Annotated in this window: 14 protein-coding genes, 1 tRNA gene and 2 pseudogenes; 12 read left to right on the forward strand and 5 right to left on the reverse strand. The window is 60.7% G+C overall.

The genetic code is table 11. The features are described 5' to 3' along the window. Window positions 1–867: 867 nt before the first annotated feature. The 7 genes from C8264_RS13650 to C8264_RS13680 all read left to right on the forward strand — a co-directional run bounded on the left by C8264_RS13650 (window position 868) and on the right by C8264_RS13680 (window position 5180). Window positions 868–1302, forward strand: coding sequence for a DUF2948 family protein (locus tag C8264_RS13650; protein WP_108461533.1), 435 nt, complete (start codon window positions 868–870; stop codon window positions 1300–1302). 21 nt (window positions 1303–1323) lie between these two features. Continuing rightward, window positions 1324–2616, forward strand: a complete 1293-nt coding sequence (gene hisD / locus C8264_RS13655; protein WP_108461534.1) for a histidinol dehydrogenase — start codon at window positions 1324–1326, stop codon at window positions 2614–2616. Between the two features lie 8 nt (window positions 2617–2624). After that, window positions 2625–3584, forward strand: coding sequence for a UPF0262 family protein (locus C8264_RS22830; protein WP_162783648.1), 960 nt, complete (start codon window positions 2625–2627; stop codon window positions 3582–3584). A 171-nt stretch (window positions 3585–3755) separates the two neighbouring features. Then, window positions 3756–3974 (forward strand): translation initiation factor IF-1, encoded by a 219-nt coding sequence (gene infA / locus C8264_RS13665; RefSeq protein WP_108461535.1) that lies wholly within the window; start codon window positions 3756–3758, stop codon window positions 3972–3974. 8 nt (window positions 3975–3982) lie between these two features. After that, window positions 3983–4621 carry a Maf family nucleotide pyrophosphatase gene (locus tag C8264_RS13670; RefSeq protein ID WP_108461536.1) on the forward strand — a complete coding sequence of 213 codons (639 nt, stop codon included), beginning with the start codon at window positions 3983–3985 and terminating at the stop codon, window positions 4619–4621. Next, a complete protein-coding gene (gene yacG / locus C8264_RS13675) occupies window positions 4621–4818 on the forward strand; it encodes a DNA gyrase inhibitor YacG (RefSeq protein ID WP_108461537.1) in 198 nt (65 codons plus the stop codon). The genes C8264_RS13670 and yacG overlap by 1 nt, the downstream gene beginning before the upstream one ends. Before the next feature lie 286 nt (window positions 4819–5104). Then, window positions 5105–5180 (forward strand) — tRNA-Phe (locus C8264_RS13680). Window positions 5181–5782: 602 nt separating this feature from the next. Here C8264_RS13680 and C8264_RS13685 read toward each other — a convergent pair. The 4 genes and pseudogenes from C8264_RS13685 to C8264_RS13700 all read right to left on the reverse strand — a co-directional run bounded on the left by C8264_RS13685 (window position 5783) and on the right by C8264_RS13700 (window position 7943). After that, entirely contained in the window at window positions 5783–6052 is a 270-nt protein-coding gene (locus C8264_RS13685) for a LuxR C-terminal-related transcriptional regulator (protein WP_108461538.1), read from the reverse strand. 78 nt (window positions 6053–6130) lie between these two features. Next, window positions 6131–6325 (reverse strand): hypothetical protein, encoded by a 195-nt coding sequence (locus C8264_RS22575; RefSeq protein WP_245893178.1) that lies wholly within the window; start codon window positions 6323–6325, stop codon window positions 6131–6133. Between the two features lie 107 nt (window positions 6326–6432). Further along, window positions 6433–6540, reverse strand: a pseudogene (locus C8264_RS22925) (LuxR C-terminal-related transcriptional regulator); the annotation flags it as partial. Between the two features lie 467 nt (window positions 6541–7007). Next, entirely contained in the window at window positions 7008–7943 is a 936-nt protein-coding gene (locus tag C8264_RS13700) for an MYG1 family protein (protein ID WP_108461540.1), read from the reverse strand. Between the two features lie 584 nt (window positions 7944–8527). Between C8264_RS13700 and C8264_RS13705 the strand changes: the two genes are divergently transcribed. Next, window positions 8528–9151 (forward strand): hypothetical protein, encoded by a 624-nt coding sequence (locus C8264_RS13705; protein ID WP_108461541.1) that lies wholly within the window; start codon window positions 8528–8530, stop codon window positions 9149–9151. Between the two features lie 467 nt (window positions 9152–9618). Here the strand turns inward: C8264_RS13705 and C8264_RS13715 are convergent, their stop codons facing one another. Then, the gene (locus C8264_RS13715) at window positions 9619–10044 is read right to left on the reverse strand and encodes a thermonuclease family protein (protein WP_108461543.1); all 426 of its coding nucleotides are present in this window, start codon (window positions 10042–10044) and stop codon (window positions 9619–9621) included. A gap of 385 nt (window positions 10045–10429) precedes the next feature. Between C8264_RS13715 and C8264_RS13720 the strand changes: the two genes are divergently transcribed. The 4 genes and pseudogenes from C8264_RS13720 (at window position 10430) to C8264_RS13735 (ending at window position 14182) form a co-directional block, all read left to right on the forward strand. Next, window positions 10430–11776 (forward strand): UDP-glucose dehydrogenase family protein, encoded by a 1347-nt coding sequence (locus C8264_RS13720; protein ID WP_108461544.1) that lies wholly within the window; start codon window positions 10430–10432, stop codon window positions 11774–11776. Between the two features lie 390 nt (window positions 11777–12166). Beyond that, entirely contained in the window at window positions 12167–12469 is a 303-nt protein-coding gene (locus C8264_RS13725) for a hypothetical protein (protein WP_108461545.1), read from the forward strand. A gap of 130 nt (window positions 12470–12599) precedes the next feature. After that, window positions 12600–12836, forward strand: a complete 237-nt coding sequence (locus C8264_RS13730; RefSeq protein ID WP_108461546.1) for a hypothetical protein — start codon at window positions 12600–12602, stop codon at window positions 12834–12836. A 649-nt stretch (window positions 12837–13485) separates the two neighbouring features. Then, window positions 13486–14182: pseudogene (locus C8264_RS13735) on the forward strand (L,D-transpeptidase). Window positions 14183–14335 lie beyond the last annotated feature (153 nt).

The following is a 14335-nucleotide window of genomic DNA, read 5'->3' on the forward strand; positions in this document are numbered from 1 at the left end:
AGCCCTCATGGTGAGGTGGGAGCGCAGCGACCCTCGAACCACGAGGGCGTGGCAACATCGCATCCCCACCCACCGCGCATCATCCGGCACCCACCGCTCGTCACCCTCGGGCTCGACCCGAAGGCTCTATACTTGCCGGGCGCTTGTTGAAGTGCAGTCCCCTTGGGTCAGGCCCAAGGGTGACGATCCAGCGTGTGTGGCACCATCTCGCTCACGGCAACCAGTGCATGGCACGGTCTCGCCCCCATAGTCGTGTGGGGCACCACGCTCACCCCCTCACCGGGTTTCCCTCGGGCTCGACCCGAGGGCCATTCTCCACACGGCACAAGCCTTGAGAGACCCTCGGGTCAGGCCCGAGGGAACCTTGTGGGTGTGGATGTTGTGGAGCACACCCCAAACTTATCCCCCTTCTCCCCCCACCCACGGCGTCATGTCATCATCCCCTCATTCCCGCACATGCTGCGCGGTCGCGACGAACGGTCGGTGCGGGAATGCCGGGTGAGATGGGGGTCGCTCCATCTCCTGTGGCACAAGGATGATCTGGCACCGATTAAAGCCCCCGGTGTGACTTTCGGCACGGGCGACTAGCCGCAGACGGTCCTTACTCCATAGAGCCCCCGGAAACATGGGGCGAGGTGGATTCCACCTCTACTCTTCCGCCGGACGACCGGCACCGGGACGAACCTCGCCCCATGTCGCAGCCTGCCGCGACAAACACCGATCCATCATCCGCAGGGCATCACGCCCGGGCGGCGCTTCGGCACGCCTTTTCTCTGCTGCCGCCATTGCCCCCTTGCCTTCGAGCTTGTAGATCGGAAACGTCGTGACCAGATCTGTGCTTTCCGTTCACAAAGGGCCGACCCGAATATGACCGATCTCAAGCTTCTCGCGCTGGACACCGAAGATCTCGAAGTCATCTCTGCCCATGTGCAGGATGCCGTCGTGCGCGTGGCCGACATGGGCTATGCCCGCGGTGACCGGCGCTTTGCACTATTGATGAACCGGTTCGATTGGGAAGCCGACACCGGCCGTCGCGGCAAGGGCGTGCGCAAGCGCGCGGCGCTGCATTTCGATGCAGTGCAGTCCGTGGTCACCAACGGCTTTGATCCCGCCTCGCCCGAAGGCGTTCTGGAGCTTCTGGCGATCGGCTTCACGCCTATCGATGGGCCGGCCGGCATCATCGAACTCAGTTTTGCTGGCGGCGGCACCGTGCGGCTTGGCGTTGAGTGCCTGGAGGCGCGCCTGTCCGATCTGGGCGCCGCCTGGGCTGCAACGGCAATGCCCAAGCACGCCCTCGACTAGCGGTTTACCCAAGGACCATTCATGCCCATTCGCCTTGATAGTGCCGCCCCCGATTTCGAGAAGCAGTTTCAGCTTCTGCTCGGCGGCAAGCGCGAATCCAGCCAGGACGTCAGTGACACTGTGTCGGCGATCATCGCCGATGTGCGGGCGCGCGGCGATGATGCCGTGGTCGAGCAGACCAACAAGTTCGACCGCGCAGGCGTTTCGGCCGCAACGCTCCGGATCACGCCGGACGAGATCGCGACGGCCGCAGCCGGCGTCAGCCCGGCAATTCGCGAAGCGCTGCAGACCGCCCATGATCGCATCCGCGCTCACCACGAAAAGCAGAAGCCGGAAGATCACATCTATACCGATCATTTGGGCGTCACCCTGGGCACGCGCTGGACCCCGGTCGATGCCGTGGGCATCTACGTGCCGGGCGGGCTTGCTTCCTATCCTTCATCCGTGCTGATGAACGCCGTTCCCGCCAAGGTGGCGGGTGTCGAACGCATCGCCATGACGGTTCCCACCCCCAATGGCCAGTTGAACCCCGCCATTCTGCTGGCGGCCCAGATCGCTGGCGTCACCGAAATCTATCGCGTGGGCGGCGCCCAGGCGATTGCGGCCCTGGCCTATGGCACGGCAACCATTCCGCGCGTCGACAAGGTCATGGGGCCCGGCAATGCCTATGTCGCGGCCGCCAAGCGGCAGGTCTTCGGCCAGGTCGGCATCGACATGATTGCCGGGCCTTCCGAAGTCCTGGTCATCGCCGATGGTTCGGCCAATCCGGCCTGGGTTGCCGCGGACCTGATTGCGCAGGCCGAGCACGGGGGCGGGGCCCAGTCCATTCTCGTTACCACCGAAAAGGGCCTTGCCGACGCCGTGGCAGGCGAGGTGGACCGGCAATTGTCCCTCCTGCCCAAGCAGGCCATCGCCCGCGAGGGATGGGAAGAATTCGGCGCCATCATCAGCGTTTCTTCGCTTCTCGAGGCCACCGAGCTTGCCAATCGCATCGCGTCCGAACACGTGGAACTGGCGATCGATGATCCACAATCCATCCTGTCGCTGATCCGCCATGCCGGCGCGATTTTTCTAGGCCACCACACGCCCGAAGCCATCGGCGACTATGTCGGCGGCTCCAATCACGTGCTGCCCACCGCCCGTTCGGCGCGCTTTGCATCCGGGCTGGGCGTGCTCGATTTCATGAAGCGCACCTCCATCCTGGGTTGCGATCCGATGTCGCTTGCCGCAATCAGCCAGGCCGCCATCACCTTGGCCGAGGTCGAGGCGCTGGATGGGCACGGGCGCTCCATTTCGATCAGGCTCAATCGTTGAGCATCTCGATGGGCACCAGCGCGGAGGTGACTGACACCGATCGCCTGGTCACCGTTACGCTTGATCCAAACACCATCACCTCGATCGATCCCGACGAGGTGCACGAATGGCGTATCGCCATCTATGACCTGCTGGAAGACAACAGCTTCCGCCCCGCCCGCGTCAGCGCCACGGGGCCATTCGCATTGCACATGTCGATCATCGGCAATTCCATCGTGCTCGACGTACGCAACCCGGAAACCTTCCAGCCCATCGCGGCGCACTATCTCTCGCTCACCCCGTTCCGGCGGCTGATCCGCGACTATTTCCGCATTCGCGACGCTTATTACGAGGCCATCCGCTCCGCTCAGCCCTTCCAGATCGAAACCGTGGATATGGCACGCCGCGGCATGCACAACGAGGCGGCAGAGCTCCTGCGCACGCGCCTGACCAACAAGCTGATTATCGATCTCAACACCGCGCGGCGCCTGTTCACGCTCATCTGTGCCGTCCAGCCCTATGCCAGCCGCATCGACGAGCGCGTCAGCGAACTGCCCACGGTGCTTTTTGTCTGCTCGATGAATTCGGTGCGCTCGCCCATGGCCGCAGCACTGGCGCGGCAGGCCTTTCCCGGCCGCATCATCGCCCGCTCGGTCGGGGTCAATGGCGGCAAGGCTGACCAGTTCGTGCACGAAGTCATGGAAGAGATCGGTATTGATATGAGCGTCCACACGCCCCATATCCTGGATGAACTGGTTGCCAACCGGTTCGATCTGGTCATCACCCTTTCCGACGACGCCCCCGAGGCCGTGGCCCGCAAGGACCTCGAGGCCGAAATGGTTGAGGCCTGGAGCGTGCCCGATCCTTCCCTGGTGGAAGGCAATCGCGAGGTCATTCTGGCCGCTTACCGCGAGCTGCGTGACACCTTGCGCAAGCGCGTTCGAGAGCGGCTGGAGCCATTGGTTTCCGGTGGTTCACAAATCCGTTGAATTGAAGTAGGTTCCGGCAAATTTCTGGCCTGGTGGCTGGCAATCGATATCTAGAGCAAGGCGCGAAAAGGTGGTAACCGATTTTCGCGAACCACCTTGCAACAACAAGACCTGGAGCCGGCGATCTGAAAACCAGATCGTGCAAGGCTCCATGTCCTTTCAGGAGACAGTATGGCGAAGGAAGAAGTGCTCGAATTTCCGGGCGTGGTAATGGAATTGCTTCCCAACGCGACGTTCCGCGTCAAATTGGAAAATGAGCACGAGATCATTGCCCACACCGCTGGCCGCATGCGCAAGAATCGCATCCGCGTTCTGGCTGGCGACAAGGTGTTGTGCGAAATGACACCTTACGATCTGACCAAGGGTCGCATCACCTATCGATTCAAATAAGGCTGACCATGGCCAGTCGTCCTGACTTGATTCTGGCTTCCGCGTCGCCGCGCCGGCTCGCTTTGCTCAACCAGATCGGCATCGAGCCCGAACACCTGGTGCCCGCGCATGTGGATGAAACGCCCGAGAAGGGCGAATTGCCGCGCAAGCTGGCCATGCGCCTAGCCGACCTCAAGGCACTGACAGCCCAGCACAAGGCGCGATCTGCCGGCTTCGGCAACGGCGCACTGGTTCTGGCGGCTGACACCGTGGTTGCCGTCGGTCGTCGCATCCTGCCCAAGGCCGAAACCATGGAAGAGGCCGGGCAGTGCCTGGCTATGCTCTCGGGTCGCGCTCATCGCGTTTACACTGGCCTTACGGTATTGACCCCATCCGGTGCCAAGCGCCAGCGACTGGTCGAAACACGCATCCGCTTCAAGCGCCTCTCCACCCGCGAAATGGAAGCGTACCTCGCGAGCGCCGAATGGCGCGACAAGGCGGGCGGCTATGCTATCCAGGGCATTGCGGGCGCATTCGTCGTCAAGCTCTCCGGCTCCTATAGCGGCGTCGTCGGCCTGCCCCTGATGGAAACGGCGTCCTTGCTTGCAGGGGAGGGCTATCCCGTCCACTTCAACTGGCTCAACCAGTCGAGCCTTTCGGGGGTCTGATGGCTGAACCCAGGAAATGCCCCATCTGCGGCAAGCCCGCCGTCGAGGCCTACAAGCCCTTCTGCTCCGAGCGCTGCGCTGACGTGGACCTCAACCGCTGGCTCTCCGGCAGCTACGTCATCCCCGCTCGCGACGATGAGCCCGCGGATGATGGCGATAAACTTATCCCCGGCAGCGACGAAGACGATAATATCTGAGTTCTCAGTAGACCTTATGGTGAGCTTGCCGAACCAGGAGGTCGTGCTTCCGTTCGGGGGGCTGGCCGGCAAGGAACGCGTGGTCGCGCTGGCCAATATCGTCCCCACCAGCAACAAACACGGACCGAGCCGGCCTCAGGGTGAGCCCTTCGAACCGCGAGGTGATTGCAATCTTCGACCGGCGGCTACAAACTCCTTTTCCACAACCCCTTTTCCCGCTTGCACACCAAAAACCCTTCACCTATAAGGCCCATGGCTTGCAGCCAGGCGGTCCCCTCCGCCCCATGCCCGGGTAGCTCAGTTGGTAGAGCAGCGGATTGAAAATCCGCGTGTCACTGGTTCGATTCCGGTCCCGGGCACCACCTGCCTCCAATCAAATAGAAGCGTGGCAGTGAGCTTGGCCATTGGGCGGCACTCTAAGTGCCGATCATGTGCTCTCCGCACAATGCGCAACTGAGAACCCCATGAAAAGGCGTGCGGCGTTTACCGCAATCGGGGATTCACTATCAGCGGCAAGTAAGATCCGCTCAAACTGAAAAGCCTGTCGTAGCGGGCCTCTGAAAGAATCCAGACTCCGACCTTATTGGCGTGAGGGCGGCGCATGCGCATTGCCCTGCCACTGCCACTGCTTGGGTGTCGTGGTGGCAGCCCCGTGTAGCTATCGTCGGAACGCTCAGCCACGCTGTATTGTGTACAACGCGAGACTGATAATGCGCATGCGATAAGCTGGAACCCGGGTCGTGAGTTGCAAGCCTTGCGTTAGGACTATCGATAGGTACATCGGGACGTGGCTCTTGGGGCCGTGGGCCACGCGATGCTCCTTTGGGATGGATGCTGGTCGGACCACTTACTAGGCGAAAGCTCGCTGTCCCCTTCGTGGACGACGCACTTCGACGCCTAGACTTGGTAACGCACTGCGGCCCACGTTGCTCAGTCACTACGTCGAATACTCGGATTGTTGCTTCTAGCGGCAATCAACCAGCTTTGTCAGGTTTCTAACCTTTCGCTCCAGATCCTCGATACGTGCATTCGCCTCAGCAAGCATCTTCTGATTCATCATGGCGATGGCTTGCCCAGTGTCTCTGGCGCCCAACTTTTCCACGATGCGGGTGCGGTGGATATCCATGGTTCTTGGCGAGATCCCAAGCGCCTGCGCCATTTCGAGGTTGGTCCTCCCCCGCGCCATGAGGTCCGCTACCTCTTGTTCTCGCTTGGTCAGCGGTGTCCCTTTCACGATCGTCTCTCTCCCACATCCAACTCAGCCGCGGCTCATAGGCCGACATGCTGTTTACGCACCGTGTGCACCCGGCCATCAGTCCACAAGACGGTTTCCCGGCAGCTCGGCTCGCAATTGCAAGACCTGCTCCTCAAGTTCAGTGATGCGGGCGTACAGTTCGTCGGAGGACTTGGTGTGCAACAGTGCTGCAAGTTGCAGTGCGCTCGCGACGCCGAGTTTCTTGGAGAGATTCCGGTGGGCTTCCACCGTCCTGACCGACAGACCCACCATTGGGGCAATGTCAGCTGACGAAAGCCCCGATGGCGTAAGCTCCGCAACTGAAGTTCACGAGCCGCCAGGGAAGTGCCTTTACGCAGGGCCGACGCCCTGTCCCTGTGAGTACTCACGGTTTTCGACCCGTTCCCCAGGCGTTCCGCAATCTCCTGGTTGGTCAGCCCCAACGCAACAAGTTCCTGAACTTGCTCCTGACGTTTGCTCAGGTTCATCAATAAATCCCCGACGGGTGCAAGCTCCTGTGGTCTGCTGATTGAGAAGAACTGCCGGAGCGCGCTAACTGTTGGCGTCTCTTTAGCAGAATCGGTCGGCGCAGCGAAGCAGTTCTTTGCAGGCAGGAGTTGTGACCTCTGGTGTTGTGTTCGAATGCTGTACGATAATTGCCGTTATCGATCATTCGACCTAACCGCCGGTGCTGCCGAGGGCCGTGGCGGTGTCAAGGGGGTGCCCGCCATCCCCCTGACCCGGGTGGCAGGCCCGGTGACAGCCTGGGCCAGCCCGTCGATCCGGCGGTCGGCTGGGCCCGGCAAGACATTGTTCACCAGGGCTAAGAGCTGCGCCGAATTTTCGCGCTTTCAAACGAGGGGTGGCGACGCCTACCCGTGTGGCCTTAGTGCCTCGAGCGCCGCCAGTCCCGGTTGCGGGCAAAGGAGCGGCGGCAGCACCGATCCCGGCCGGTTCAACGGCTGCGCGCTGTCAGGGCGAGGGCGTCACTGACGGCCAGCCTGGCCATGGCGAGTGCCGCCTCGCGGGTGCTGGCGGTCGCCACAAAGCGTCCCTTATGGCAGAAGCTTGCACCGGCCACACCCGATGCCGCTTCCAAATCCGCGTTGGTGAGGCCGGCCCAGTGAGCCGGCAGATCCGCGCGGGCTTCGAAGCCTTGCTCGCCACGCCGGATTGTTGTCACGCACCAGTCTGATTCACGCGGATGGACGACAAACAGCAAATGGTCCGCCCCCGCCCTGACGATAGCCGGCCGGAATGGCATGCCCATGGGCAGCTCAAGGATGGGATCGGGGCCCGCAGCTTCAATGGCCTGCCGCACGATGGCATCGGCGCGCAGCTTGGCGGCCTGGCGGGCGATGCTGGCCTCAAGGAAGCTGCGTGCAATCCCCAGGGCGCTATTGAACGCGATCTCCTGGGCATCCGGCGTCCGATCGTCGAATACCGGTTTAAGTGTTTCCAGCAGTGCCGGCAGCGTCAGGTCCGCGAGCGGACCGGTGGGGCTCAAGGCGCCGTTGTCCGTCAGGTCGATCGGCAGAACGAAATCGCTGTCAAAAGCTGCAAATATGGTCTCGATATCGGGTGCGGGAGCAACACCCCAGGCAGCCAGATACGCTCGGCCATAGTGCTTCCACACCAGACCGAACGAGCTATATGGCTGGCCTGCTTCTCGTAGCGGGGCGCCGCGCTGGTGATGATCGAAAATGCGTCTCCGGGCGTCGTAAATGCCGCCAACGTCATAAATGATGCGATCATCTCCAGGGGTGAGCCAGGCAGGCGACCTGCTGCGGACCACTTGCGCGTTCGGGTAGAGCCGGGTCAAGACAACACTGGACAGCACTTCATCGGCGTGGAAGCCGCCGGAATGGGTGACAAGATAGTTGATGGTCATGCGAAGTCGGTTCTCTTGGAGCGGGGAGGGTGTGGAACTTGCCCTCAAATGCGGTGGGCGGAGGAAGCCATGGATCCGCCAACCGATCCGAGCGGTAGCATATCCGGACCATGCGGATCCAACGCATTCGCGCCACTCCGGTCCGCTCCGATGCCGCAGTCAAAAATCGATCTCTCCGGCAGGCATTGCGGGCTCGCACCTCGGGCAAGCAATCCCTGAGGCAGCTGGACGGTGCGGGCGTCCTACCGACTGGTGCCGTGTGCGACCATAGCCGCATGGCCGGGCAACAGATTGGTCGGGCCTCCTGACACGGGACGTATTTCCACTAGCCTGGACCCGATCCGAGCGCTGCCGGCATCTGCAGGAGCTTCGTCAACTCCGAGCGATCTCCATGCCGGGTTCGTCCGGCGAAAGACAGGCAGCTCCGACCGGTGGCGCAAGGAGATCAAAGTCCCTGCTAGATTCGATCCGCTAGGCATGATGCGGTCCACTGGCCACAGACAGATCGGCAGCACTATTCAAGTGGTTTTGCTTGCAGGTATGCTTAGGGGGTTCACAACATGTGGAACAGAGGAGGACTGAGAATGAAGCCGATTGCTCTGGCTGCATCTGCAGCACTACTTTTGACCGGCACCCCTGCGGCATTTGCGCAGGACGCCATGAGCTTCTTCGTCACGAGCGTGGGTTTAGGGGATGGTGCGAATTTGGGCGGGCTGGAGGGAGCGGATGCCCACTGTCAGGAACTCGCTGCAAAGGCGGGTGCTGCCGCAGGAGAATGGCACGCCTATCTCAGCGCTGAGGGCATAAATGCCAGGGATCGGATTGGCTCCGGTCCTTGGACCAATGCCTCGGGCGAACTTATCGCCAACGATCTTGATGGTTTGCACAGTGACAGCAACAATATCACCAAGGCAACAGCATTGACTGAAACCGGAGGGACGGTCAGCGGCCGCGGGGACGAGCCTAACCAGCATGACATTCTCACCGGTTCCAATGCCGATGGCACCCTGTCCGGCGGCAATACCTGCAACGACTGGACCAGCAATGGTGATGGTAACGCCATGGTGGGCCACCACGACAGGATGGGCCCGGAAACCCTGGCTACGGGAACGTCCTGGAACGCAGCCCATCCATCTCGTGGATGTGGCCAGGAAGCATTGGTTGGTACTGGCGGCAATGGCTATTTCTATTGCTTCAAGGCAGATTGAGTAAGCCCAACAACCTGCACCGCGGGGGAAGCCGCCGCGGTGCGCAGCAGCGATCGTGCCGCAAGCAGCCAGCGTCCGTAATAAAGGGGGATTGGTGGGTGCTCGAACAGAGTGCGCTTCGATCATCCAGAATGATTCTGGGCAAGCGCAGAGCCCCGGCGGCTTTGCGAACACACTGGTGCCGCCCATGGGAGTGGTGCTACTGCTTCCTCAGGAGACACCATGAGCAGCCTACCGCAGGTCGAATATACGGTGGAGTCCTACAACACCGATCCAGAGGGCAGACCGCAACAATCCGATGTGTGCAAAGTATTTGCCGCTTCGCCACAGGCGGCTGCTCTGAAAGTACTCCAGGAAGAGCTTTACACGATAGGGGACACGGCTCGCTTGCGCGCGCGGGTCAGGCATATGGGTATCTCAGGAGTTTAAAAAGTCACCACGCTATACAGCAAGATCTAAGCGGCTTTTCAACACCAGAACTCTTCACCATCTGGCCACCTTCTTGCCAAGCGCTCAGCGATCAGAATGTCCCCGATGTCCTGTCCCCCGATCGTAATGGTGGCAAGCCGGCGTCTGCTGCTGGCGCTGTCGTAGCCGAAACGCTCAATTGTCCATTCGTTGCCGTTCAGGAGCTGCAGCAGCCGGGCACTGGCGGCCCTGGCAAGTTCCTTTTCAGCTTCGCCGCCGCAGACTGCGGACTGCGGCTCTGGCGTGTCAAAGTCCTTCAACCGAATGTTTTCTCCGCTGAGCCAGAGAGTGTCGCCATCTACCAGACAGCTCTTGTCCGCATTGTTCGGACGGTTGCCGCACATTTCAAGGACTAGGTTCTGGGCAAGAGGTGCAGCTGTTGTTAGTGCTAGAGCAAGCATGGCGACCGTTACGGCGAACTTCATCTGCAGGCTTCCCGGGGATGAGGTGTTAAGCGGTTGAAATGGCCAGACCAGTCGCCGCCGCTCCATTGCTTGCAGGTTTGCTATCTGCAACCACACCAAGTACTGGCACCCGCATGCATGTGGTGGCTCCGGCCTGCCATCACAGCCAGAAGGCGGGTGCGTTTCCCCGCGCCAGCGACGCCGTTGTGCAAGCGGAACAGGAAACGGTCCTGCTTACGTCCATGGCCGGGTTCCCCTGCCGGGTCCAGATGAATATGGGCTCCACCGCGACAATGGTCGAACTGAACGAGGCGTGGCGGATATCGATCATTTGGCCTGTCCCGGCACGGGTTGGAGCCGGCGATCGAAGCAGATATGTTCAGGTTTTCTGGAGCAGTGAGCAGCCATGCGCATCACCATGATCGGCAGCGGTTATGTCGGCCTCGTCTCGGGCGCGTGCCTCGCGGATTTCGGCCACACCGTCACCTGCGTCGACCTCGACAGCGAGAAGATCAAAGCCCTGCGGGAGGGCCGGATTCCGATCTTCGAACCCGGGCTCGAACAATTGGTGGCCAGAAACATGGGGGAACAGCGCCTGCTGTTCACGACCGAGCTGGCCCCCGCGGTAGAGGCAGCCGATGTAGTGTTCATTGCCGTGGGTACGCCGTCGCGCCGCGGCGACGGCCACGCTGATCTTTCCTATGTCTATGCCGCTGCGGCCGCGATCGGCGAGGCAATCAGCGGCTTCACCGTCGTGGTCACCAAATCGACCGTGCCGGTCGGCACAGGCGACGAAATCGAGCGCATCATCAGGGAGATCAACCCGCAGGCCGATGTGGTGGTGGTCTCCAACCCCGAATTCCTGCGCGAAGGCGCCGCGATCGACGACTTCAAGCTACCGGATCGCATCGTCATCGGGCTCGAGGATGAGCGCGCCCGGGCGCCCATGAGCGAAGTCTACCGGCCGCTTTATCTCAATCAGGGCCCGCTGATGTTTACCGGGCGGCGCACCGCCGAACTGATCAAATATGCCGCCAACGCCTTTCTGGCCATGAAGATCACCTTCATCAACGAAATAGCCGAACTCTGCGAAAGAACCGGCGCCAATGTGCAGGATGTCGCGCGCGGCATGGGTCTGGACAATCGCATCGGCACCAAGTTTCTCCATGCTGGCCCCGGCTATGGCGGCTCGTGCTTTCCCAAGGACACTGCGGCGCTGGCCAAGACCGGGCAAGACCATGAAGCGCCACTGCGGTTGGTTGAAACCACGATCGCGGTGAATGAAAGTCGCAAGCGTGCAATGGGGCGCAAGATCATCACTGCCATGGGCGGCGACGTCCGCGGCAAGACCGTGGCCGTGCTCGGGCTGACATTCAAGCCCAACACGGACGACATGCGCGATGCACCTTCCCTTGCCATTGTGCAATCGCTGCGGGACGCGGGGGCGGTGATCCGGGCCTATGATCCCCAGGGTATGGAACCCGCCAAGGCGCTCATGCCCGATCTGAACTATGCCAAGGACGCTTATGACGCTGCCCAAGGCGCCGACTGCCTGGTGCTGATTACGGAATGGAGCGCGTTCCGTTCGCTCGACCTGGCACGTTTGCACAGCCTAATGCGCAAGCCGACGCTGGTGGATCTGCGCAATGTCTACCGACGCAAGGAGGTGGAGGCGGCAGGCTTCAACTATTGGAGCGTTGGTCAGGCCACGGCTCGTTCCTTCAGCGTGGCTCGTGTGCAGGCGGCAGAGTAGGGCGCATGGTGCGAGAGTGGGACACCGAAGGTTCTTTGCGGTGATTTGAATTGAGAATTCGACCATTGTTCAAGATCAAGGTTGGTGCCGAGACAGCCGAGCTGTCCGGCTGACCGCTGATCAAGAGGGGCTGACATGTGCTGGCAGACGCTTGCGTGCAGCATTATCGCAAGGCCCTTATTGCCTTGTTCGAGAAGACGTGGAGCGTCTGCGAAGCGCGGAACTGCGCGGGTGAACGGTCGCGCTCAAGGTCAGGTGCGCCGATTTCAGTTCGAGCCTATTTTGGTGCCCCTTGACAGAAGCGCGGGCCAAACCCAGATCGAGGACACCGCCGCATGGTGGTGACGGGCCCAAGGCCCACCACATTTATGTTGCTCAACGAGGATGTAGATGAGGACGGATATCGATCAATATGAAGACGACGATCGCCCGATCGGTCGTGGCGACCTGATCACTTATTATCACCCGCGCGAGATCGTATCGGACGATTCCCTGCCGATATACCATCGGCGGAAACTATTAGCTTTTTGGCTGTCGGATGCGAATGCACTACCCAGCGCGCCCAGCATTCGCAGCTCAGGCCGAACCACGGCAACCGTAGACGAGCTAAGGGACGCGCTGCTCGCTTTGGACGAGTTGGAGACGATGATCTCTGCGCAGTCGGCGATATCAACCCAGCAAACCGTCGCTTGACTGAGAGACCGACCCGCTCACGTGGGGCGGTCCGCTGCTTTCGACCCGCTGACTGACCGATAAAAGAGGAAGAGCTCGTTGGGAGCGCACTAGTGGCTCCCGCGTTGTTCAGAAAACGGCGAGGTCAGGAATGAGCGCTACTGAGGGAAAATACACCGGGCTCTGGCTTCACCATGGCGACTGGGAGGGCAAAGAGTTCAGCCATGAACTGGCCGAATATCATCACGACGAACATCCGGGAGCAGTGGGCGCTACCGAGATGCGTCATGCGGTGGTGGAGCACGACGGTGCGGAGATTGCGGTTTGGGTTCCTGCCCATTGGAGCGACGAACAGGCCCGCCAGGCGCTGGAGAGCAACTTGTGGTGAGGACTGATAAGTGGAAGTGCGCTATTCCGCTGCAACTTTCCGTCTGGAGGTCGTGCACCCGTTCCGTCCGATGCTTTTTCTGGCGAAGCTTTTGGGAGCGCTGGCTCGCTCCAGCGGAAGATCAGTCTCAAAGGATAGTGGTACGCTTGTCTCGGGATCGAGCTGCAGTGAAGTTGGAAGGAGTCCAACCACTTCCGGTTCGAACCTCTCCCCGAGCCGCCACTCTTCCAACTAGGAACACTCTCCCAACCTTGACGCAGGGGTGAGAAGCCCAGCCTCTGCAGGCCTTTTGGGGCTGGACCTGATGACTGCGGATCTGGTGAAAACAGCCGAAACGCTCTCTTTTGGGCCCCTTGTTCTCCAAAGCTGGTGACCTCCTCTTTTTGGTACACAGCTTCATCGTCGTTTGGTGCCAGTGCCATATACTTGACCCGTGACGCCGATTGAGTTGGACGTATCAAGCTCAGTTCGCGAGTGAACCTAACGTCGAATTTGAGGGGCTTGGTGGCGTGGCTGGGCCCGCAAAAACCAACCAGGGTACTGGATCACGACCGGGCAGCACGGCCGAGCTTGCCAATTAGGACCTGTCAGACCAAACTCATCCCAGCAAGGCGTTGAACTCGTTCGGTCCGCAAGGGAACTCTCAGGTATGAAGATAAACACTCATGTTGTCGGTTCCGCTGAGATCGATGGGTTAACCCGGCCCGGCTTTTTGAACCGCCGGTCGTTCCTGACCGGCTCTATCGCCGCTATTGCCGCGCTGGGGCTTGCTGGTTGTGCGTCGTCCGGTGGCATGAGCCTTGCGGAGGCAGAAAGGGTCTATGGCCCACTGCCAAATGAGCGCTTTCCCGTACCCGCTGTTAATGTCAGCAAGATCAATCCCAAGTATCTTCGCCGCACCGTGCGCTATGATTCCACGGAAGCGGTAGGCACAATCATCGTCGACCCTAAGAATTACTATGTCTATCGCATTGAAGGCGGCGGTAGTGCTACCCGCTATGGCGCCAATGTCGGGCGCGCCGGCTTCCTATGGAGTGGTGACGCCTATATCGGCCGGAAGGCTGAATGGCCGGTTTGGACGCCGCCTAAGGAGATGATCCTGCGGCAGCCCGAAGCAGCCCCATACGCCAATGGTATGGCGCCAGGACTAAACAATCCACTCGGCGCGCACCCTCTATCTCTACCAAAATGGCGCTTACACGCTCTACACGATCTACAGCACCATCATGCCTGAAACGATTGGTAAGGGAGTTTCCAGTGGCTGCGTAGGTCTTCTCACCCAAGACATGCTTGATCTTTATGAGAAGACGCCTGTGAACACGAAGGTGGTGGTCCTTCCAGCCTAGCGACGGCTCGGCGTTATTTGGCCTTGGTTGCCCTCGTCACCAGCAATTGATTAAGCCGCATCTTATCGGCGTCCACCACCTCAAAGACATGGCCAGCAGCCTCTATCTTGTCGCCCTTGCGAGCGGCTCGACGTAAGCGATGGACGATGAAAC

The sequence above is a fragment of the Devosia naphthalenivorans genome (assembly GCF_003056355.1).
In the GTDB taxonomy this organism is placed as follows: Bacteria; Pseudomonadota; Alphaproteobacteria; order Rhizobiales; family Devosiaceae; genus Devosia; species Devosia naphthalenivorans.